Here is a 20,804-nt window from a genome sequence, read left to right as displayed (position 1 = left end):
TTTTGTCCTCATTTACATGAGACGAAATATAGTCATTATTTATTATAACATATAGTTTCCTGTAAAGTAAAAAGAAAGGACATCCAATCGGATGTCCTTTCTTAAAAGTAGAGCGATAGACGGGGCTCGAACCCGCGGTCTCGACCTTGGCAAGGTCGCGCGTTACCAACTACGCCACTATCGCATTTGTGCTGAACACGAAATTTACTATACTATAAGAAAAAGGGTTTGTCAAGTGTAATATTAGAAAAGTTTTCACATAAAATACAATAAGCAAGAAAGCAGGAGGACTCCCTTGAGTGCAAAGACAAAGATTGTAGTGCTTCATATGAAGGAACTGATTTACACAGGAATTTTTGCGGTACTTGGAATATTACTGGTATTATTGTTGGTCTATATGTTTTCTCCGGATAAAGATGAGGAGAGCCGGGAGACCATGAAATATGTGGCAGGGGTATATACGTCTTCCATCATATTTAATGATAAAACCGTGGATGTGGAGGTTGTGGTGGATGAGAATAAAATCAATTCCATTTCGCTGGTAAATCTCGATGAAACTGTAACCGCAATGTATCCGTTGATGCAGCCGGCACTGGATAATTTGAAAGAACAGATATATGAAAATCAGTCAACGGATAATCTCAGCTATTCCGATGATAACCAGTATACGTCCATGGTGCTGATTCACGCCATTGATGATGCCCTGGGAAAAGCAGCGGCTGCCCCGGAGACAGAGGCGGAGTAACAGTATAAAATGATACGACAGAAATAGCAAAAGGAAAACAAGAAAAAGGCTTGTCAGTGCCTGCACCAGAAAGCTATAATAATGGAATGGAGAATACAATACAATATGAACTGACACCAAAAAAAGTAAAGAATATTATCATCCGGGTAAAAGCCAATGGCGTAGTGACAGTAACGATGCCCTATCGCATGAGCAAAAAGAAAGTGGATGCATTTGTGCAGAGCAAGGCGGAGTGGATCCGCATGATGCAAAAGAAGCTTGCAAATCAGCAGAGGATAGATGTGGATGCACTGGAGTGGAACCGGCAGAAAGAGCAGTATTTAAGAGATATACTGCTGAGGGAGTATGAATTGTTTCAGGCTTATCATATTTCTATGCCAACGGTCAGATTCCGCAGCATGACCAGCCGCTATGGGAGCTGCTGCAAGGCAAAGGCATCCATTACTTTGAATAAAGTACTGGCAGACCTTCCGTTAGAATGCGCAGAATATGTTGCTGCTCATGAACTGGCACACCTGGTAGAAGCAAATCACAGCAGACGATTTTATCAGGTGCTGGATACTGTGATGTCAGATCATAGAATACGAGAAAAAAGGTTGAGAGAATATGCGTTATTCCATGGAAAACGCGAGCATGAAGGTGGAAGTTGAGTCTCTTGGGGCAGAACTGAAATCTGTGCTTGGAAAGAAAAGTAACATTGAGTACATGTGGTGCAGCAATCCGGAGTATTACAAACGGAGTGCACCAAATCTGTTTCCGATTGTTGGAAGCTTAAAAGACGGAGTCTATCATTATCAGGAAAAGACTTATGAGATGGAATTAATCTATCATATGAATGGCAACAGACTGGAAATCACATGGAACATTAAGAATACCGGCAAGGAAAAATGTGTATTTCCCGGAAGCTACGTTATTTGGACTCTGGTCAGCAGAGAAGAAGAATGTACCATATGCAGCCATTGAACCTTGGTTTGGAAGATGCGATAAAGAGGATTTTAACGGAAGTTTGGAAGAAAGGGAATGGGGACATGCGTTAGCACAGGGTGCATGCTTCCGGGCAGCATACACCATAGAAATTGCAGGAGAAGATTAATTTTCATGCATTTTCTTATCTTCCGCTAAGAGTTCTTCATGAAGTGCAATGGAATCCCAGTTGATATTGTGCTCCGTGAGAACGGCTTTCAGACCGATTCTGGTAAGATGAAGCTTTTTTAATTCCACCAGGAAACGGTCTAAAAGAGCATTATCAAAGCCTTTGAATACCAGCATTTCGTCGGTGAAACCATCGCCGGTATAGACCTCTTCTTTCAAAGGGAAGCCATCAATCCCTGCGAGGGCACCTAAAGTCTGGTTATATTGTTCTTTGGTGATAATACGGATTTTTATTTTTAACCGGAGGCAGAGCATTTTTAATGTTCTGCCTTTGCTGTTTTCTAAATTGTAAAATAATAAAACTGGATGCATAAGGGAAAACTCCTTTCTTAAAGAGGTAGAAAAAATCTGCCATTCAGCCATAAAGTATAAGGTTTCCGGGGGAAAATGGCAAGTATAAAAGATTGCATTTTTATATATTTTTTATTATAATGAAAAATCATAGTTAAAAGTGGGATAAAACGCAAAAAAGTTGGTGTGAATTATGGCAGATATTACAACAGAAGAATTAGAAGAATTAGAAAATGAAGTGGTGTCTAAGGATGACAACATAAAGACCATGCAGGAATTCGTCAGTCCGGAGAGCCTGTATCAGGAGCTGATTGCCAGCGTGAAGAAATATCACCCGTCGACAGATATTTCTTTGATTGAAAAGGCATATAAGACAGCGGATACGGCACATAAGGGACAGGTACGAAAATCCGGTGAAGCATATATCATTCATCCGTTGTGTGTGGCAATTATTTTAGCGGAACTGGAGCTGGATAAAGAGACTATCGTAGCCGGACTGCTTCATGATGTCGTAGAGGATACCGTCATGACAGTAGAGGAAATTGCTTCGGAGTTTTCAGAAGAGATTGCCCTTTTGGTGGATGGCGTTACAAAGCTGGGTCAGTTATCTTATGATGCGGATAAAGTCGAGGTTCAGGCAGAGAACTTAAGAAAAATGTTCCTTGCCATGGCAAAGGATATCCGTGTTATCTTAATCAAGCTGGCAGACCGGCTGCACAATATGCGTACGTTAAAATATATGACGCCGGAGAAGCAGAAGGAAAAAGCAAGAGAGACCATGGACATCTATGCGCCGATTGCACAGCGACTTGGTATTTCTAAAATTAAAATCGAATTAGATGACCTTTCCTTAAAGTATCTGGAGCCGGAAGCATATTATGATCTGGTAGAAAAGGTTGCACTTCGTAAGAGTGTCCGTGATGATTATGTGCAGAGCCTTGTAAAAGAAGTGAGTAAACATATTGAAAATGCAGGAATCAAGGCACAGATTGACGGAAGAGCAAAGCATTTCTTTTCCATTTATAAGAAAATGGTCAATCAGCATAAGACCTTAGACCAGATTTATGATTTATTTGCCATAAGAATTATCGTGGATAATGTCAAGGACTGCTATGCAGCACTGGGTGTCATCCATGAGATGTATAAACCAATCCCGGGACGTTTTAAAGATTATATCGCTATGCCAAAGCCGAATATGTATCAGTCCCTCCACACCACACTGATTGGACCGACCGGACAGCCGTTTGAGATTCAGATTCGTACCTTTGAGATGCACCGTACCGCAGAATATGGTATCGCTGCCCACTGGAAATATAAGGAAGCTGCCAATAACGGCGGCACAGTGGCTACCACCAAATCAGAGGAAGAGAAGTTAAGCTGGCTGCGCCAGATTTTGGAATGGCAGAAAGACATGTCAGATAATAAAGAGTTCATGAGCCTGTTAAAGAGTGATTTGAACCTCTTTTCCGATACCGTATTTTGCTTTACTCCGTCCGGAGATGTAAAGAATCTGCCAACGGGTTCCACACCGGTAGACTTTGCGTACAGTATCCACTCGGCAGTTGGAAATAAGATGATTGGAGCCAAGGTAAATGGTAAATTAGTTCCAATTGATTACGAGATTCAGAACGGTGACCGTATTGAGATTATCACGTCCCAGAATTCCAAGGGACCGAGTCGTGACTGGTTAAATATTGTTAAGAGTACACAGGCGAAAAATAAGATTAACCAGTGGTTCCGGAGTGAGTTAAAAGAAGAAAATATCGTAAAGGGCAAGGAACTGATTGCCCAGTATTGTAAGGCAAAATCCATTAATCTTACGGATATTAACAAACCGGAATATCAGAGTAAGGTTATGCGGAAATATGGATTCCATGACTGGGATTCCGCATTGGCAACCTTAGGACACGGCGGACTGAAAGAAGGTCAGGTCGTGAATAAGATGCTGGAGGAGTACCGGAAAGACCACCCAATCCAGCTTACCGATGAGGATGTATTGAACAATGTGTCTTCCGAGAATAAGGATAAGGCAGTTCCACAGAAATCCAAGAGTGGTATCATTGTAAAAGGACTTTATGATGTGGCAGTGCATTTTTCCAAATGCTGCAGCCCGGTGCCGGGAGATGAAATTGTAGGATTTGTCACAAGAGGCCGTGGTGTATCTATTCATCGTACCGATTGCATTAATATCATGAACCTTTCCGAGCTGGAAAAAGTGCGTCTGATTGATGCAGAGTGGCAGCAGGGTGCAGAGCATGGTGACAATGGACTTTATCTTGCTGAGATTAAAATATTTGGTAATAACCGTACCGGACTTTTAGTAGATATTACCAGAATTTTCACCGAACGGGAAATTGATATCAGTTCCATTAATTCCAAGACCAGCAAACAGGGTGTTGCGACCATTTCTATTTCCTTTAATACCAAAGGGAAAGAGGAATTGAGCAGCTTAATAGAAAAAATCCGTCAGGTAGAGAGCGTGATTGATATTGAACGTACTACCGGCTGATAAAATATTAGCAAAATAAATTGCTGATTTATGAAGCATTCAAAGACAGTTATTATAGAAGAGGAAAATTATGACAGAACAGACAGAAGTATTACGATATATTGTGGGACCAGTCTGCACCAACTGCTATCTTCTGGTAAATCATAAGACAGGAGAACTTCTTGTGGTAGACCCGGGAGACCAGGCACAGTTGATTGAAAAGCAGATTGAGAAAACCGGAGCGAAACCGGTGGCAATCCTTCTGACCCATGGACATTTTGACCATGCAGGAGCAGCAGAAGCGCTTGCAGATAAATACCAGATTTCCATTTATGCCCATGAGGCAGAGAGGGAGACCTTGGAAGACCCGGGACTTAACCTTTGCGGGATGATAGGAGAGCATAAGGTATATCGTGCAGATGTTTTCGTAAAAGACGAAGATGTATTAAATCTTGCAGGATTTTCCATCCGTGTATTTTTTACACCGGGGCATACCATTGGCGGATGCTGCTATTATATTGCAGATGAGAAGATTCTTTTCAGCGGAGATACGCTGTTTCAGGAATCTGTGGGAAGAACTGATTTCCCAAGAGGAAGTGCATCGGATTTAATCCGGGCAATCAGAGAAAAACTGATGCCGCTGCCGGATGATGTGACCGTGTATACCGGACATGACGAAAGCACTTTAATAGGCTATGAGCGGATGCATAATCCGTATTTATAAGGACGAACCATGATAACAGTATTATTAGATAAAGCAGAATTTGAATATGATATCCATTCGCTGGTGAAGGCATTTTATCCAAAGGAAGAGGTATATGTTTCCACGAAGGATAAGGAGAAAAAAGAAGAGCCGGTACATTATCACATGGATGTACAGTTTGCACCGGAAGAAATCATTTTTTCCTGGAAACGGGTGGAGGCTTCGGAAGACAATGCGAATCAGACCGGAATTACAAAATGTGTAGCAGTAGATTATACAAACCGCAAGGAGACCAAGAACAGTTTAAAGCGGACACTGTATCGGTTATTGTCAGAATATACCGGAGTGGAGCTTCCTTGGGGAAATCTTACCGGTATCCGCCCGACCAAGATTCCGATGGCACTTTTAGAAGAGGGTAAGAGCGAGGAAGAAATTGCCCGCTATATGAAGGAAACGTATTTTACTTCCGATGAGAAGATAAAGCTCAGTATTGAAATTGCAGAGCGGGAGTTGGAACTTTTACACAAATTAGACTACGAAGAAGGCTACAGCCTTTATATTGGAATTCCATTCTGCCCGACGACCTGCCTTTACTGTTCCTTTACTTCTTATTCCATGTCAGCCTGGAAAAACCGCATGGATGACTACTTAAGTGCACTGGAAAAGGAACTGGATTATACAGCGGTCAAATTTGCACTTAAGAAATTAAACAGCATTTATATCGGTGGTGGAACACCGACCACATTAAATCCACAACAGTTAGACAGATTGATTCGAAAAATTAAATGTAGTTTTGATTTATCTGATTTAGTGGAATTTACAGTGGAAGCCGGAAGACCGGACAGTATTACAAAAGAGAAGCTTATGGTGCTTCGCAATCATGATATCAGCAGAATTTCCATTAATCCACAGACCATGAAACAGGAGACACTGGATCTGATTGGACGGCATCATACCGTGCAGCAGACAATAGACAGCTTTAATCTGGCAAGAGAACTTGAATTTGATAATATCAATATGGATTTAATCGTAGGACTTCCGGGAGAGAGTCTTTCAGATGTAGCAGATACCATGGAAGTAATCCGGAAGTTAGCACCGGATAATCTGACGGTTCACTCACTTGCCATCAAGCGTGCAGCAAGGCTGAATATACAAAGAGAGCGTTATCAGGATTTTGAAATTGTCAATACCGCAGACCATATCGCACTGACTTCGAAAGTGGCAGAAGAAATGGGCCTTTTCCCATATTATTTATACCGCCAGAAGAATATGGCAGGCAATTTTGAAAACGTAGGCTATGCAGCACCGGGAAAAGCCGGTGTATACAATGTTCTTATTATGGAAGAGAAACAGAGTATTGTAGCCTGTGGTGCTGGTGCATCCACGAAACGTGTCTGGGTACAGCCAAATCCCGATGGCACACACCGGATTGAACGTGCCGAGAATGTCAAGGATGTGGCACAGTATATCACAAGGATTGATGAGATGATTGAACGGAAGAGCCGGCTCTTTACAAAGGAATAAAAGCGGTTGACATATCAGAACACGAAAAATATAATAGTTCTGTATGAATACAAATATATAATAAGAAAAATAGATAAAATGCTTATCTCGGAAAATGGAGGAAATTTCATGGCATTGAGTAAGAAGCCGGTTACAGGCATGAAGGATATTTTACCGGAGGAGATGCAGATTCGTGATTATGTGCAGAATGTAATTAAAGAGACCTACCGGAGTTTTGGATTTACACCAATTGAAACTCCTTGTATGGAGAATATTGCAAACCTCACCAGCAAACAGGGTGGAGAAAATGAAAAACTCATTTTCAAAGTATTAAAACGTGGTGAAAAGCTGAATTTACAGACAGCGGAAAAAGAAGAAGATGTAGTGGACTTTGGTATGCGTTATGACCTTACCGTTCCACTGGTAAGATTCTATTCCAATAACAGTAACCAGCTCCCATCCCCGTTTAAGGCATTACAGATGGGAAATGTGTGGCGTGCTGACCGTCCTCAGAGAGGGCGTTATCGTCAGTTCATGCAGTGCGATATTGACATTTTAGGAGAGCCGTCCAATCTGGCAGAGATTGAGCTGATTCTTGCAACAACTACAACCCTCGGCAGGATTGGATTTAAGAATTTTGAAATCCGAATCAATGAACGCCGTATTTTAAAAGCAATGGCAGCTTACAGCGGATTTCCGGAAGAAAGCTACGACCTTGTATTTATCATCTTAGACAAGATGGACAAGATTGGGTTGGACGGAGTCGCAGAAGAACTGAAAAAGGAAGGCTTTGCAGAAGAAGCGGTCGATAAGTACTTATCCTTATTTGAAAAAGCAGAAGGTACCGAAAACGGACTGGTTACCTTATGTGATACCTTAATTGAGGCAGGATTCTTAGAGGAAGAAGTAAAGCAGAACCTGACAGAGATTATCGACAGTGTAGAAGCTACCAAGGCAGCAGATTTTAAAATGGTATTTGATCCGACTTTAGTGCGTGGCATGGGTTATTATACAGGAACTATTTTTGAAATAGCTATGCCGGAGTTCGGCGGAAGCTGTGGCGGCGGTGGCCGTTATGATAAGATGGTTGGAAGATTTACCGGCAACGATGTACCTGCATGTGGATTTTCCATCGGTTTTGAAAGAATCATTCTTCTGCTCTTAGAGAGCGGATTTAAGATTCCGGGACAGGCAGCGAAGAAGGCATATCTCATCGAAAAGGGATATCCGGCTGATAAGCTGCAGGAGGTAATTGCACAGGCTCAGAAGGAACGTTCCGAAGGAACCCAGGTATTAGTGGTTCGTATGAATAAGAACAAGAAGTTCCAGAAGGAGAAGCTTACGGCAGAGGGTTATGAAGAATTTGTGGAGTTTTTTAACAGATAGTCTGTTTTTCTGCAAGAAGCAGAAAATGGAATGATTTTGATAAGATTTTTAGGAGGATAAAAAAATGTCAGAATCCATGCAGGGATTACACAGAACCCATAGATGTACAGAAGTATCCAATGCCAATATTGGAGAAAAAGTTACCGTCATGGGCTGGGTACAGAAAAGAAGAAATTTAGGAAGTCTTATATTCATAGATTTAAGAGACCGTTCCGGAATTCTGCAGCTTGTATTCGACGAGCCAAAGGTAGGAAGCGAAGGCTTTGCCAAAGCAGGAACACTGCGTAGCGAGTTTGTTATTGCAGTCGAAGGAACCGTGCAGAAGCGTTCTGCAGCAGTTAATGAGAATTTAAAGACCGGTGATATTGAGGTAATTGCTGAGAGTATCCGTATTCTTTCAGAATCACAGACACCGCCATTTCAGATTGAAGAGAACAGCCAGACGAAAGATGAGATTCGTTTAAAATATCGTTATCTTGATTTACGTAGACCGGATATCCAGCGTAACCTGATGCTGCGTAGTAAAGTAGCATATCTGATGCGTGATTTTATGGCAAAAGAAGGTTTCTTAGAGATTGAGACACCGGTTCTTTGTAAGTCTACACCGGAAGGTGCAAGAGATTATCTGGTGCCAAGCCGTATACATCCGGGTAGCTTTTATGCATTGCCGCAGTCACCACAGCTTTTCAAACAGCTTCTGATGGCATCCGGATATGACCGTTATTTCCAGATTGCAAAATGTTTCCGTGATGAGGATTTACGTGCAGACCGTCAGCCGGAATTTACCCAGGCAGATATGGAGCTTTCTTTTGTAGATATTGATGATGTATTAGATGTCAATGAGCGTCTGTTAAAATACATTTTCAAAGAAGCCATCGGCGTAGATGTAGAACTTCCACTTAAGAGAATGCCTTGGCAGGAAGCAATGGATCGTTTTGGTTCTGATAAGCCGGATACCCGTTTTGGAATGGAATTAAAGGATGTATCTGATATTGTAAAAGATTGCGGTTTTGGTGTATTTACCAGTGCGTTAGAGCAGGGTGGTTCTGTCCGTGGTATCAATGCAGAAGGACAGGGCGCAATGCCAAGAAAGAAGATTGACAAGCTGGTAGAGTTTGCAAAAGGCTATGGAGCAAAAGGACTTGCTTATCTTTCTGTACAGGAAGATGGCAGCTATAAATCATCCTTTGCAAAATTCATGACAGAAGAGGAATTGAAGAATCTGGTAGCAGCAATGGACGGAAAGCCGGGAGACCTGCTTTTATTTGCAGCAGACAAGAATAAAATTGTATGGAATGTATTAGGTGCACTTCGTCTTGAAATTGCCAAAGAATTAGACCTCTTAGACCCGAACCAGTATAATTTCCTCTGGATTACAGAGTTCCCATTGTTGGAGTGGTCAGACGAAGAGAATCGTTATATGGCAATGCATCATCCGTTTACCATGCCAATGGAAGAGGACTGGGATAAGATTGATACAGATCCGGGTGCAGTACGTGCCAAAGCATATGACATCGTATTAAATGGTACCGAGTTAGGCGGTGGTTCTGTCCGTATCCACCAGAGTGATATTCAGGAGAAAATGTTTGAGGTTCTTGGCTTTACAAAAGAGAGAGCACATGAGCAGTTTGGATTCCTTCTGGATGCATTCTCCTATGGTGTACCACCACACGCAGGACTGGCTTATGGTCTTGACCGTCTGGTTATGCATATGGTACATGCAGATTCCATCCGTGATGTCATCGCATTCCCGAAAGTAAAGGATGCATCCGACCTTATGTCCAATGCCCCAGATATCGTAGATGAGAAGCAGTTAGAGGAACTGTGCATCAAAGTGGATGAGAAAGAAGTAGAAGAAAAAGAAGCAGAAGAAGCTGCAGAAAAATAAAGAAACAGATAAAGCATGTTTCTTACATAAATAAAAGAGTTATTGTATCACAGAATTTTAAACCGTGGTACAATAACTCTTTTTTGATTTACGCGAGTAGCGAGAAAAATCGCATGCTTGCATGCAGATTTGGCGAGCACCGCGATAACTCGAGAAACTCGCAAAGCGTGTTTCTCGTAGTTGTCAGATATTTTGCCAGACATCCGTAAGAAGCTGCTTTGACAGCTTTGTATCTGCCGGTGTTTTATCGATATTCACCCATATAGAACAATGCAATCGTTCCAGGACCGGAATGTGCACCGATGGTTGAACCGACATAATTGATTAAGAAGCTGTCGATGCCAAAACGTTCTTTTACAAGATTTGCAACAAACTGTGCATCTTCTAAAGCATCACCATGGCTGATAAATACGATATCATTCTGGTCACGGTAGGAGCCCATCTGCTTTTCCATATTGTCAACCAGGGTAATCAGGGATTTTTTACGTCCACGAACCTTGGAAACCATAATAAGATGACCTTCATCATCTACATGAAGCACCGGCTTTAAGTTAATCATGGTACCAAGAACCGCAGCGGTTTTAGAAACACGTCCGCCTCTGTGAAGGTGGAACAAATCATCTACCGTAAAGTTATGTACCAGATGTAGTTTATTTTCCTCCAGCCATTTTACGGTTTCTTCTAAAGTGGCACCATTTTCTTTCATCTGGACAGCTTTGTGAACCAGAAGTCCCTCTCCCATGGAAGCACAGAGAGAGTCTACGACAACGACTTTATGTGGGAAATTATCTTCTTCCATTTCACTTGCAGCAATTTTTGTACTGGAGTAGCTGCCGCTGAGTCCGCTGGAAAAGGCAATGTGAAGAATATCACAGTCATTTTCCGTGGCAATTTTTGTAAAGATTTCGCGGGCAGTTTCCGGGTTGACCTGAGAGGTGGTAGGCAGAGAGCCGGAGCGCATCTTTGCATAGAATTCTTTGACATCCATTGGATGTTCCCAGTCATAGGTTTTGCCGTCTATAGTATAAGTGAGTGACAGCATGCCAAGATTATGTTCTGCTACATAATCTGCCGGCAAATCTGCGGTAGTGTCGGTGGTAATAATAAATTTATTCATGTGTCCTCCTGTAGTTCTTATATAAAATTGTGGCATAAAATCATACCTTTTTTATTATAGCATAATGAAAAATGAAAATGTAAAATTTTTATAAAAATGAAAAAATATATTTACAAAAAAAGAAAAAGCAGGTATGATTAGAGCCATCTTATTTATCTTTTTTTATCCGGGAGTTTCCTCCCAAATATTCCAAACAGTGAAACGAAATTCAGTATGGAAAGGGGTTTTCTTATTTGAAAGAAATTTTTGAACAGTATGGTGGGGTAATTATAACAGTAGTTGCGATTGCAGCATTAGCAGCACTTGTGACAGCAATTATGGGAAATGGAACCAGTGGCCCCGTTTATGATGCATTTAAGAACTTAATTGATAACTTTGGAAATAACATCGGAACACCATAGGAGGGGATGACTTGGACAGACAGGAACTGGGTATCCGGATGGAGCCGGATTATTTTGGCCCCCTTTGGCGTTATGTTCGGAATGATAAGATTACAGATATTGACTATAACGGAAACCAGTTGTGGATTACAGATGTAGAAAATGAACGCTATCTGATTCGAAGTCATGGCATTACAGAGAAGTTTGTAGAGCAGTTTTCCCATCGGATTGCCAATGAAGTGAGCAAGCCTTTTAACAAGAAAAATAATTTGTTGGAGGCGGAGACCAACACGCTGCGTATCAGTATTGTGCATGAATCTGTTGCCATATCCGGCAGGAGTATCTGTATCCGTAAGTCAATGCCAATGTTGCGTATGCAGGTAAAAAGGATGGTGGAGGATGAGTATGTAGCTGTTCCGGTACTGGAATTGCTGACCAATTGTGTGGCTGCAAAAATGAATTTTGTTTTTTGCGGAGAACCGGGGGCGGGAAAGACAGAATGTGCAAAATTTTTCTCGCAGTTTATTCCGGCAGGAGAGCGTGTCATTACGATAGAGGATAATCCAGAATGGCATTACAGTCAGATTAATCCCGGAAAAGATTGTGTGGAACTGCGAATTAATCCGGATTTTGATTATACCAAAGCCATTAAGACATGTCTCAGACAGAACCCATCCTGGATTATGTTATCGGAGGCACGTTCTACGGAAGTAAAGTCTTTACTGGAATGCTGGTCTACCGGAATCCGTGGATTTACCACGCTTCATACGGATGATGTGCGTAAAATTCCGGACCGTATTTTGAATATGATGGAGAGCCGTATGGATGCAGACCGCATGGAAAATGATGTATACAGCTATGTTGATGTTGGAATTCTGCTGCGGAAGAAAATGAGTGCAGAAGGAAAATTGTACCGTTATATAGATCAGGTCTGCTTCTTTGTAAGAGAAGAAGGAAGAAATGAAATACATATGCAGGTGGTGGATGGTAATCTTATGGTGAGAGAACTTCCAAAAGGGCTGATTGCGCGTATGAAGCGGCATGGAATTTCCGAGCCATTTGATAATCCGATGATACAACATCGTCTGGAAGGAGAAGAATATGAAAAAGAATGAGCGTTTCGTTGCCTATGGAGGCTGTTATGGATTATTGCTGCTGGCAGCATTCTTATTACAGCTTAAGTGGCAGGGATATATCTGCTGCAGTATTGTATTTGTTCTTGTTATGTGGCGTATGGATAAAGTGTTGAAGGAAGAAAAGAAGCAACAGACCCGTCTGCAGGAAGCAGAATTGTATATGGAGCAGATGCTGTATGCATTTTTGCAGAATCCGAAAATCTTATCTGCACTGGAGACAGTTTGTGCATTGTTTGAACCGGGAGCCATGCGAAAACAGATAGAAACTGCAATCTTTCATTTACGAAAAGAATATGACAGCAATATGAAAGAAGAGTTAGATGCGATTGAGCAGCAGTATGAAAATCGCAGAATGAAAGAGATTCATGCGTATTTTCTGATGGTAGAACAGTATGGCGGAGCATACGAGACAACGGTGGAATTGCTTTTGGAGGATTTGCAGAAGTGGATGGAACGGGTCAGACTGCATCAGCAGGACTGTAAGAAATATCGAAGAAATGTATTCTTAGCGGTGGGTTTATCCATTCTGGTATGTGCAATAACGAATCATTTGCTGCCAAAAGATATTGAATTATCGCAACTTTTGGTTTGCCAGATTGCATCAATTCTTTTTCTGTCCCTGGATATGCTGATTTGCTTCCGGGCAATGAAGCGTACCTGTCGCAACTGGTTGAAGGAAAGGGAATCTTATGGAGAAGGGGATGAAAAGAAATATCGTTATGTGCAGTCCCATAAAGGAGTGCGCAGTAATTTCTACCGGAAGTATCTGAGAAAGAAAATGGAAACGGAATTTCCGCAGTGGTTAATGGACATTTCTTTATTGCTTCAGACTGAAAATGTGCAGGTGGCATTCTATCGTATCCGGCCGCAGACACCGGAGGTTCTAAGACCGGCAGTGGATGATATGCTGGAAGAACTTTCACAGAATCCGGAGAGTCTGGAACCATATCTTAATTTTTTAAAAGATTATGATTTACCGGATGTGCATTCTGCTATGCGGATGTTGTATGCATTATCCAACGGCGGATATGGAAACAGTGAAAAGCAGTTAAGTCAGATTTTAAAACGGAATCAGGAACTTTTAGATAAGGCAGAAAGAGAACAAAATCAGGATTCACTGGCTGGATTATATGCATTGTTTTTAGCCCCGGCATTGACTGGAGCAGGAAAAATGATGATTGATATGACGGCATTTCTGGTGGTATTTTTAGCAAGCGTACATAGATAGGGGATTAGATGGAACAGGTAATAAAAACATATCTTGGAATATTTCTGATGATGCTGCTGTCAACAGTTGGAATAGGTATTGTTGCAGCAGAAGCGCAGATTTGTCAGGCAAGAAATTTTAAATCGGATGTGGTAGTGGAACTGGAAAACAGCAATTATAACCGGGAAGTAATAAATGCCTGTATAAAGCAGGCTGATGAATTGGGCTATCAGCTGCAGGTTAATTTATATGAGGATTCCGGAGCTATAACTGTATGTGAAAATGGAAACGTGCCGCCCGTGGAAAAGGAGGTAACCATGGCGGAGGTGATATTGCATTACGCATACCGGATGGGACCATTTCACAGTAAAACGGAGCATAGTATCCGGGGATTTGGAAGGTAGATTTATGAGAAAAATTATGGAGGATTATGGACAGGCAATCATCTATGCAGTACTTGGAAGTGGTTGTATCGGAGTGTTGTGGTATTTGATTGGTTATGTCCGGTAAGGGGATAAAAATGCATTTTTTTATGGAAGAATATGGTGGACTTGTGATAGCGGTTCTGGCAGTCATTGTTATGACAGGAATTTTATTTGGACTGTTTTCACAGGGAGGTTATCTTTATGAAATGATAAGCAGGGCACAGGGGGCATTGGGGTAAAACAAATGAAAACATTATGGAAAGAATATGGACAGACAGTAATTACCGTATTAGTGGCGGCAATGTTACTGATATTATGCTTATGGGGATTTCGCATAATTGGAAGTGGGATGGAACGTCCGGCAGCCGGTGCAGATGTTGGAAATAATATGGACGGAAAAATGTTAAAAGATATTCATAGCCGTCAGGTTCCGGTGATTATCTATGAAGATCATCGCATCTTAACGATTGCAGATAAGATAGCGTTATCAGAACTGTTTCACGCAGTGGATGCAGATGGAAAGGAACTTAAGATTGAGATAACTGATATCAGAAATCAGGCAGGAAAAACAGTAGAAGATATTTATGAAAAGGCAGGAATCTATGAAATAGAGGTGCGGGCAGAAGATGCATATGAAAAGCGGACGGTTTCCCGTTTCCGGATTCCGGTAAATGGAGGCGGTGTATGAAACATATGGTATTGGGGGTATTATCCGGAGGAATTGTTGTTTTATTTGTGGTAGTTCTGCTGACCATGCAGCATAAAAATGTACGAAAAGAAGAATTAGAACAGAGTCTTACCGAAGCAATGGAAACAACATTGCAGATGGTACAGGCGGATGCAGACAGAGATTATACTTCCGAAGATATGAGGACATTACTGATTCGAAATCTGGTTCCACAGATGAATTCCAATTCAGAATTAACCGTTCGGATGCTTGCAGCAGATGCAGAAAAAGGATTACTTTCTGTGGAAGTGGAAGAGTATTTTTCGTATCCGGGTGGGAAAATGGGCAGTATAAAGTGCTGCCGTACAATTCTTACAGATGACGATGGGGATGGCGAAGAAACGGAGAAAGGGGAAAAAGAAGTGGCAATGCAGACGGTAATCTTTTATCGCTCCAGGGAAGAAATGGAACAGGGAAAATCTTATTATAAGAAGCTGGAAATACAAAAGGGGGATTACTGTACCTCTCCGGCAGAACCGGTTTGTGATGATTTGAAAAAGAAGTTTTTAGAGTGGCGGGACAGCAAGGATTATCTCGCGGATTTTACACAGTGTGTAGAAGAAAATCAGACATATTATGCAGTATTTGAATAGGGGGGTAAGCATGAAAAAGAAGGTGCGAAAGGGAGTATGCCGTTTCCTTTGCGGATGCATGATTCTTTTTATGAGTCCGTGCAGTATTCAGATGATAAGTGCGGAAACGGTAGAAGAAACTGAGGTGGCAGAATCTGAAAAAGCAGAAGTATTAGAAGCAGAAGTATTAGAAGCAGAAGTATTAGAAACAGAAGTATTAGAAACAGAAGAAACCAAGCAGTTGGAAGAAATGCCGGATGAATTGACTTCATCTGTTTACGGAAGTGCGCAGACCTGGTATCCGGAAACTTCCGGGTATTTCATATTGATAGTTCGTGACAATGCAGGTGGAAGAACAGCTCGTTACCGGATTGACTGTAATATAGGGGAACGTCATTCCAATGGGATTAATTATCGAATCTATTATAAAATGTATCTGATTGGGGGAGACGAGCTTGGCATTACATTAGAAGATAGGGAATATTATACCAGACATGATAATGCAACTTCTGAAATAGGAGCAAGGGAATATCATCTTCCGGTTACGTTTCGTCTGCCGGAGCTGGGGCATCATTTTGAAGGAGTGTCTACCAGCAACTGCTATCAGACATACTTTGAGAGTATGGAAGAGGAAACCTGTAGTTTTGTGGTGGACACCAACGGATGTGGAATGACACCCTGGGGAGATGATGGCGCATGGCATAATGATAATATCGAAGTAAATTATCTCGAAAATCGTTATACCATTCATTATGATGGAAATGGGGCTACCAGCGGAACTGTTGCTTCTCAACCGGATGTGCTGTATGGAAAACCGATTCAATTACAGCAGAATCAGTATAAGAAAGAGTATACAGTAACCTTGGATGGAAATGGTGGAACATCTGAGGCAGAGAAACTTACCGCGGAAAGCACCTTTGCCGGGTGGGAAGATCATAACAGTTTTTATTATAACGGAATAGAATTTCCGTGGTATGCATTTGATGCCCCCTGTTATGCAAAAGCAAATCAGGATTTACTGGAAAGTTTCGGGTTTAATAAGGCAGCATTAGTAAAACATTTCTATCAGTATGTGATACAGGGCAGGGAACGAAGAATATCCAGTCCATATTTTCGATTGACGGATTATATGAAATATGGAGGGGAAGATTTAAAACAGGCATTTGGCAGCCGGCGTGAGTCATATTTATTACATTGGATAAATCATGGATATAATGAGCATAGAGAGGGAATAGGCACAATCGGTGTGCCGGAAGCGTTATCGGAACTTTCTGTATACGAAGATAAGGCACAGGTATTAAATTTATCTTCAAAGCATAAGGGAGAGGTTCTATTAAAGGCACAATGGAAGGATGCAGAAGTAATACTTCCATCTGCAAAGCGCAGTGGGTATGCGTTTGCCGGCTGGGCAGACAGGAAATATGCTAAAGAGCCGGTATATAATTCAGGAGATAAGGTAGTGGTAACGGAGAATCAGACCTTTTATGCCATCTGGAAGAAATCAAAGCCACCGGTTATAGAGCGGACGATATCGATTCAGAATGGAACGGATGGATTCTATACATATGTCTTTGTGCGGGATGGCGGAGATGGAATTAAAAAGACTGCTTTTGCGGTGTGGAGTGAAAACCAGGGGCAGGATGATTTGACGGCAGAATGGCAGATGTCAGAATTAGGAGAAAAAGGGGACTATTTTATAGAGGGGCAAAACTATAATTACCGTTATTATACCTCTGCTGTAAAACATAAGAATGAATATGGAAGGCATCTGATTTCAATTTATGCATATGACAGTCTGGATGGCTATGCAACAGCAGATACGGATTTTTGCTATTGCTTTCCAATCATTTTTGATGGAAATGGAGGCCTGATCGATGGAGAAGAGACAAAGCAGGAGAGCCGATATTATGGGACACCCTATGGAGAAATGCCAGACGCCGTGCGGGAGAACTTCCTTTTCTTAGGATGGAGCACAGAGCCGGATACAGAACAGGACAAAGAGGAAGATAAAAAGCCGGATGTAATATGGCAGGAAAAAGAACTTATCGGGGAAGAAGATGTTTTTTGCCATGCAGGGGAACAGAGATTATATGCACAGTGGGATGAGAGTCCTGTTATTGAGGCAAAAGATCAGTATTATAGTTTGACGGATGCAAGAAGCGGCAGGATTACAGAGGAAATACTTTTGCAGCAGGCATGTGCAAAGGACAGAGAAAACAGCTCAGAAGATAATCCGGAAGGTATCTTAGAGAGCGGAGTAGATGAAGAGAAGAATACTGTTTTTTGCGTGGAAGATTATACGGAAGAAGAGTGGAAGAACTTTGCGCATGAAGGAACCACCACGATTACTTATTATGCAAAAGATGCAGTTGGCAATGTCAGCAGAAAACAGGTTACCGTTTATCTGGTGGATACTACTTCGCAACAGGTGGAGGACAAAGGAAAAACGTTTCGATTTATCAGTGAAAAATATCTTGATACCATAACACAGGATTCTATTTGGAGGAGAGAAGAAAATTACAGACAGTTAGAAGAGGCATTGCAAAGGAATACGGCTTTAGAAGTCTGGAATTTATCACATCAACAGATGAATGAGATGAAAGAATATGAATTGCAGCATAATACTGGGAAAATGACGGAAATAGAGCGTTTTCGGAACAAATTTATCCATTGTATCGGTGAATATGCCGAAATTTAGAAAGAAAGAAGAAATTGGTTGCACAATAAAAATGACTTATGGTATAGTTGGAGAAAAGTGAAAGGAGTTATGAAAAATTGAATCCAAAGAAAAAAATATTGATTTTATCAGGCTGTCTGCTTACAGTGGCAGCTGTAGTTGGTGGTACATTTTTCGTACAGAAGAGCAGTAATCATGTTTTAAACAAAACATCCATAGGAAAATTCCACGAAGCAGAGGAGCATACTGCAACAGGAGTTGTGGTATGTAAGACGGAAGCATTGCAGGAGGTATTTCAGCAGAAGAAAGAAGAGGTTCTGTTGGCAAAGCAGGAAGTGCCGGATGAATCCGATGGAAAGAATGAGAAAACCGATAAAAAGGGAACACAGGAAGTGACACCGGGAAAGGAACCAACAGAGCCGGCATCAACTGCAGGAGGGCCGGCCCCTTCAGCTCAGAAAAACGCAACGACATCCGGGGGACAGGAACCTGTCGGTGGAATTCCAGTAGCACCATCAGATGCACCATCGGAAACTCCGGCAGCACCATCAGATACACCGTCGGAAACTCCGGCAGCACCATCAGATACACCGTCAGAAACTCCGGCAACAACACCGACAGAACAGCCGGCAGAGGAAACAAAACCAGCAAATCCATGCCCGTATCCGCTTTGGACAGTGATGAGTTTTGATGATGGAACTATGGGATATTACTGGCCGATGGATTATGATATTGCAGATGCAGTAAGAGTGGACAAGGAATTGTATGAATTACATTATACCAGACTGGTAAGTACAACTTTTGTGGGAAATTATGATGGCGCATATCATGTAAGATTAAGTAAATTCAGTTATCATATTCCGTATGCAGATGACTGATGATAGAAAAAGAAAGGTATATCGAAAACTCCCTAAGGAGTTTTCAGATATACCTTTTCGATTCTGTTCTTATCCATTTTTTCAACCCGGAGCAGGATTCCATTTTCTGTGGTAATGGATTCTCCCTCGTCCGGAAGATGGTCTAAATGTTCTAAGATATAGCCGCCAATGGAATCATAATCTTCTGACTCCAAATGAATCCCCAGTTTTTCACACATATCATAAAGGTTCATGGAACCATTGACCAGGTATTCTTTTTCATTTAAAGCAGTAATATCAGCTTCTTCATTGGCATCATATTCGTCATGAATTTCGCCTACAATTTCCTCTAATAAATCCTCTAAAGTAACAAGACCGGCAGTTGCACCATATTCATCTAATACGATAGCAATGTTGAGGGAAGAAGCCTGCATTTCTTTTAATAATTCAGCAGTATTCTTATGCTCATATGTAAAGAACGGTTCCCGCATAATAGAGCGGATGGAAAAATTCGTCCGGTCATCATAGAGCAATAAATCCTTTACATTTAAAATACCAATGACATTGTCCGTGGTATCTTCATATACTGGTAATCTTGTATATTTGGCTTCCCGGAAAATCTCTAATAATTTTTCGTAGCTGGCATTGACATCTACGAAAGTCATATCTATGCGGGGAACCATAATTTCTTTTGCTTCAGAATCAGTTAAATCGAACACATTATTAATCATATTGCGTTCTTCATTCTCAATAACACCGGATTCGTGACTGACATTTACGATAGTACGAAGCTCGGCTTCTGTCATGGTCTGCTTCTTGGCATCAGGATTAATATGCAGGAGCTTTAAGAAGCCATGGGAAAGCATATTAATAATAAAGATGACAGGAGTAAGAACCTTCATAAGAAAGCTGACAACTCCGGAGTACGCCAATGCCAGTTTTTCGGAATGTATGGTAGCAATTGTTTTTGGAGTGATTTCACCGAAAATCAGAATCAAAACAGTTAAAATTCCAGTTGATATTCCGGCAGCAACACTTCCGAAAATGCGGATGGCAAGTGCTGTAGAAATAGCAGAGGCGGATAAGTTTACAATATTATTTCCGATTAAAATAGCGCTTAACATCTTAGATGAATGATCCGTGATAGCAAGCACGCGCTTTGCCCTTACATTTCCTTCATCTGCCAAGGTCCGCATCTTAATCCGGTTAACGGTTACAAGGGCGGTTTCAGCAGAAGAAAAGAATGCTGATAAAAGAATCAGTATGACAAGACTTACTAATTGGATGATATCTGTTCCACTCAAATTAGTCCACCTGCAGATTGGAATAGTAATCCGTAAGAGCACTTAAATCTACCTCTGTATAGGATACCGGTTTATTTGCTTCATGATTTTTATAAATGGAGAAGCCTGCCCAGCCTATGATAAGTGCAATGACAACAACGGTAGCGGTATAACCCAGATAACGCTTGCATTTCTCCTGTTTCATTATTTTTTTACGATTTTTCTTTTGTTCTTTATAACGGTCAACTTTTTCCTGACTCATAAGAA

General features: G+C 41.4%; 21 protein-coding genes and 1 tRNA gene. 17 read left to right on the top strand and 5 right to left on the bottom strand.

Annotation, left to right across the window (positions count from 1 at the left end; translation table 11 throughout):
- Positions 1 to 111 precede the first annotated feature (111 nt).
- Positions 112 to 184 (bottom strand) — tRNA-Gly (locus DXB43_RS12075).
- Between the two features lie 111 nt (positions 185 to 295).
- On the opposite strand from DXB43_RS12075, the gene DXB43_RS12070 reads away from it, so the two are divergent.
- Genes DXB43_RS12070 through DXB43_RS12060 form a run of 3 tightly spaced genes read left to right on the top strand, consistent with a single transcriptional unit; the run spans position 296 to position 1,708 of the window.
- Positions 296 to 745, top strand: coding sequence for a hypothetical protein (locus tag DXB43_RS12070; protein WP_117947679.1), 450 nt, complete (start codon positions 296 to 298; stop codon positions 743 to 745).
- Between the two features lie 56 nt (positions 746 to 801).
- Complete coding sequence (locus DXB43_RS12065; RefSeq protein WP_117699161.1) at positions 802 to 1,395, top strand: M48 family metallopeptidase; 594 nt, start codon at positions 802 to 804, stop codon at positions 1,393 to 1,395.
- Positions 1,379 to 1,708: a hypothetical protein gene (locus DXB43_RS12060; RefSeq protein ID WP_117947678.1), complete on the top strand. Its 330-nt coding sequence runs from the start codon at positions 1,379 to 1,381 to the stop codon at positions 1,706 to 1,708. Before DXB43_RS12065 ends, DXB43_RS12060 begins: the two co-directional genes overlap by 17 nt.
- Before the next feature lie 126 nt (positions 1,709 to 1,834).
- Here DXB43_RS12060 and DXB43_RS12055 read toward each other — a convergent pair whose 3' ends face one another.
- On the bottom strand, positions 1,835 to 2,209 hold the full coding sequence (locus DXB43_RS12055) for a DUF3783 domain-containing protein (protein ID WP_158565790.1): 375 nt from the start codon (positions 2,207 to 2,209) through the stop codon (positions 1,835 to 1,837).
- Positions 2,210 to 2,381: 172 nt separating this feature from the next.
- On the opposite strand from DXB43_RS12055, the gene DXB43_RS12050 reads away from it, so the two are divergent.
- From DXB43_RS12050 to aspS, 5 genes are all read left to right on the top strand, one after another.
- Complete coding sequence (locus DXB43_RS12050) at positions 2,382 to 4,697, top strand: RelA/SpoT family protein (RefSeq protein ID WP_117699158.1); 2,316 nt, start codon at positions 2,382 to 2,384, stop codon at positions 4,695 to 4,697.
- Between the two features lie 70 nt (positions 4,698 to 4,767).
- Positions 4,768 to 5,400, top strand: coding sequence for an MBL fold metallo-hydrolase (locus tag DXB43_RS12045; RefSeq protein WP_117947676.1), 633 nt, complete (start codon positions 4,768 to 4,770; stop codon positions 5,398 to 5,400).
- Positions 5,401 to 5,409: 9 nt separating this feature from the next.
- Entirely contained in the window at positions 5,410 to 6,903 is a 1,494-nt protein-coding gene (gene hemZ / locus DXB43_RS12040) for a coproporphyrinogen dehydrogenase HemZ (protein ID WP_117947675.1), read from the top strand.
- A gap of 108 nt (positions 6,904 to 7,011) precedes the next feature.
- Positions 7,012 to 8,268 (top strand): histidine--tRNA ligase, encoded by a 1,257-nt coding sequence (gene hisS, locus DXB43_RS12035; protein ID WP_117947674.1) that lies wholly within the window; start codon positions 7,012 to 7,014, stop codon positions 8,266 to 8,268.
- A gap of 64 nt (positions 8,269 to 8,332) precedes the next feature.
- Positions 8,333 to 10,156, top strand: coding sequence for an aspartate--tRNA ligase (gene aspS / locus DXB43_RS12030; RefSeq protein ID WP_117699154.1), 1,824 nt, complete (start codon positions 8,333 to 8,335; stop codon positions 10,154 to 10,156).
- A gap of 244 nt (positions 10,157 to 10,400) precedes the next feature.
- Here the strand turns inward: aspS and DXB43_RS12025 are convergent, their stop codons facing one another.
- Positions 10,401 to 11,273, bottom strand: coding sequence for a DegV family protein (locus DXB43_RS12025; protein WP_117841824.1), 873 nt, complete (start codon positions 11,271 to 11,273; stop codon positions 10,401 to 10,403).
- Between the two features lie 233 nt (positions 11,274 to 11,506).
- Between DXB43_RS12025 and DXB43_RS15325 the strand changes: the two genes are divergently transcribed.
- The 9 genes from DXB43_RS15325 to DXB43_RS11990 all read left to right on the top strand — a co-directional run bounded on the left by DXB43_RS15325 (position 11,507) and on the right by DXB43_RS11990 (position 19,275).
- The gene (locus DXB43_RS15325) at positions 11,507 to 11,674 is read left to right on the top strand and encodes a hypothetical protein (protein ID WP_022244373.1); all 168 of its coding nucleotides are present in this window, start codon (positions 11,507 to 11,509) and stop codon (positions 11,672 to 11,674) included.
- An 11-nt stretch (positions 11,675 to 11,685) separates the two neighbouring features.
- A complete protein-coding gene (locus tag DXB43_RS12020) occupies positions 11,686 to 12,768 on the top strand; it encodes an ATPase, T2SS/T4P/T4SS family (protein WP_330408398.1) in 1,083 nt (360 codons plus the stop codon).
- Entirely contained in the window at positions 12,755 to 14,017 is a 1,263-nt protein-coding gene (locus DXB43_RS12015) for a hypothetical protein (protein ID WP_117947673.1), read from the top strand. The genes DXB43_RS12020 and DXB43_RS12015 overlap by 14 nt, the downstream gene beginning before the upstream one ends.
- Positions 14,018 to 14,025: 8 nt before the next feature.
- Complete coding sequence (locus tag DXB43_RS12010) at positions 14,026 to 14,400, top strand: hypothetical protein (RefSeq protein ID WP_117698834.1); 375 nt, start codon at positions 14,026 to 14,028, stop codon at positions 14,398 to 14,400.
- Between the two features lie 116 nt (positions 14,401 to 14,516).
- Positions 14,517 to 14,660, top strand: a complete 144-nt coding sequence (locus DXB43_RS15155) for a hypothetical protein (RefSeq protein WP_156454680.1) — start codon at positions 14,517 to 14,519, stop codon at positions 14,658 to 14,660.
- A gap of 5 nt (positions 14,661 to 14,665) precedes the next feature.
- A complete protein-coding gene (locus DXB43_RS12005; RefSeq protein WP_117947672.1) occupies positions 14,666 to 15,109 on the top strand; it encodes a hypothetical protein in 444 nt (147 codons plus the stop codon).
- The gene (locus DXB43_RS12000) at positions 15,106 to 15,741 is read left to right on the top strand and encodes a hypothetical protein (RefSeq protein WP_117947671.1); all 636 of its coding nucleotides are present in this window, start codon (positions 15,106 to 15,108) and stop codon (positions 15,739 to 15,741) included. The genes DXB43_RS12005 and DXB43_RS12000 overlap by 4 nt, the downstream gene beginning before the upstream one ends.
- Before the next feature lie 10 nt (positions 15,742 to 15,751).
- The gene (locus DXB43_RS11995; protein WP_118705048.1) at positions 15,752 to 18,418 is read left to right on the top strand and encodes an InlB B-repeat-containing protein; all 2,667 of its coding nucleotides are present in this window, start codon (positions 15,752 to 15,754) and stop codon (positions 18,416 to 18,418) included.
- Positions 18,419 to 18,495: 77 nt separating this feature from the next.
- A complete protein-coding gene (locus tag DXB43_RS11990; RefSeq protein WP_117947669.1) occupies positions 18,496 to 19,275 on the top strand; it encodes a hypothetical protein in 780 nt (259 codons plus the stop codon).
- 32 nt (positions 19,276 to 19,307) lie between these two features.
- On the opposite strand, the gene DXB43_RS11985 is transcribed toward DXB43_RS11990, so the two are convergent.
- Together DXB43_RS11985 and DXB43_RS11980 are read right to left on the bottom strand one after the other, a co-directional pair.
- A complete protein-coding gene (locus DXB43_RS11985) occupies positions 19,308 to 20,558 on the bottom strand; it encodes an HlyC/CorC family transporter (protein ID WP_022244382.1) in 1,251 nt (416 codons plus the stop codon).
- A 1-nt stretch (position 20,559) separates the two neighbouring features.
- Positions 20,560 to 20,799, bottom strand: coding sequence for a hypothetical protein (locus tag DXB43_RS11980; protein WP_022244383.1), 240 nt, complete (start codon positions 20,797 to 20,799; stop codon positions 20,560 to 20,562).
- Between the last annotated feature and the right edge of the window lie 5 nt (positions 20,800 to 20,804).

It is taken from the genome of Roseburia sp. OM04-10BH, assembly GCF_003462605.1.
In the GTDB taxonomy this organism is placed as follows: domain Bacteria; phylum Bacillota; class Clostridia; order Lachnospirales; family Lachnospiraceae; genus Roseburia_C; species Roseburia_C amylophila.
The sequence above is the reverse complement of the archived record's forward strand: the minus strand, read 5'-3'. Positions and strand labels throughout refer to the sequence as shown.

What these genes read in the sequence shown, in the direction of transcription:
- DXB43_RS12060 (WP_117947678.1), top strand. Translation starts at nt 1,379, where the DNA reads ATGAAGGTGGAAGTTGAGTCTCTTGGGGCAGAACTGAAATCTGTGCTT.
- DXB43_RS12055 (WP_158565790.1), bottom strand. Translation starts at nt 2,209, where the DNA reads ATGCATCCAGTTTTATTATTTTACAATTTAGAAAACAGCAAAGGCAGA.
- DXB43_RS12050 (WP_117699158.1), top strand. Translation starts at nt 2,382, where the DNA reads ATGGCAGATATTACAACAGAAGAATTAGAAGAATTAGAAAATGAAGTG.
- DXB43_RS12045 (WP_117947676.1), top strand. Translation starts at nt 4,768, where the DNA reads ATGACAGAACAGACAGAAGTATTACGATATATTGTGGGACCAGTCTGC.
- hemZ (WP_117947675.1), top strand. Translation starts at nt 5,410, where the DNA reads ATGATAACAGTATTATTAGATAAAGCAGAATTTGAATATGATATCCAT.
- hisS (WP_117947674.1), top strand. Translation starts at nt 7,012, where the DNA reads ATGGCATTGAGTAAGAAGCCGGTTACAGGCATGAAGGATATTTTACCG.
- aspS (WP_117699154.1), top strand. Translation starts at nt 8,333, where the DNA reads ATGTCAGAATCCATGCAGGGATTACACAGAACCCATAGATGTACAGAA.
- DXB43_RS12025 (WP_117841824.1), bottom strand. Translation starts at nt 11,273, where the DNA reads ATGAATAAATTTATTATTACCACCGACACTACCGCAGATTTGCCGGCA.
- DXB43_RS12015 (WP_117947673.1), top strand. Translation starts at nt 12,755, where the DNA reads ATGAAAAAGAATGAGCGTTTCGTTGCCTATGGAGGCTGTTATGGATTA.
- DXB43_RS12010 (WP_117698834.1), top strand. Translation starts at nt 14,026, where the DNA reads ATGGAACAGGTAATAAAAACATATCTTGGAATATTTCTGATGATGCTG.
- DXB43_RS15155 (WP_156454680.1), top strand. Translation starts at nt 14,517, where the DNA reads ATGCATTTTTTTATGGAAGAATATGGTGGACTTGTGATAGCGGTTCTG.
- DXB43_RS12005 (WP_117947672.1), top strand. Translation starts at nt 14,666, where the DNA reads ATGAAAACATTATGGAAAGAATATGGACAGACAGTAATTACCGTATTA.
- DXB43_RS12000 (WP_117947671.1), top strand. Translation starts at nt 15,106, where the DNA reads ATGAAACATATGGTATTGGGGGTATTATCCGGAGGAATTGTTGTTTTA.
- DXB43_RS11995 (WP_118705048.1), top strand. Translation starts at nt 15,752, where the DNA reads ATGAAAAAGAAGGTGCGAAAGGGAGTATGCCGTTTCCTTTGCGGATGC.
- DXB43_RS11980 (WP_022244383.1), bottom strand. Translation starts at nt 20,799, where the DNA reads ATGAGTCAGGAAAAAGTTGACCGTTATAAAGAACAAAAGAAAAATCGT.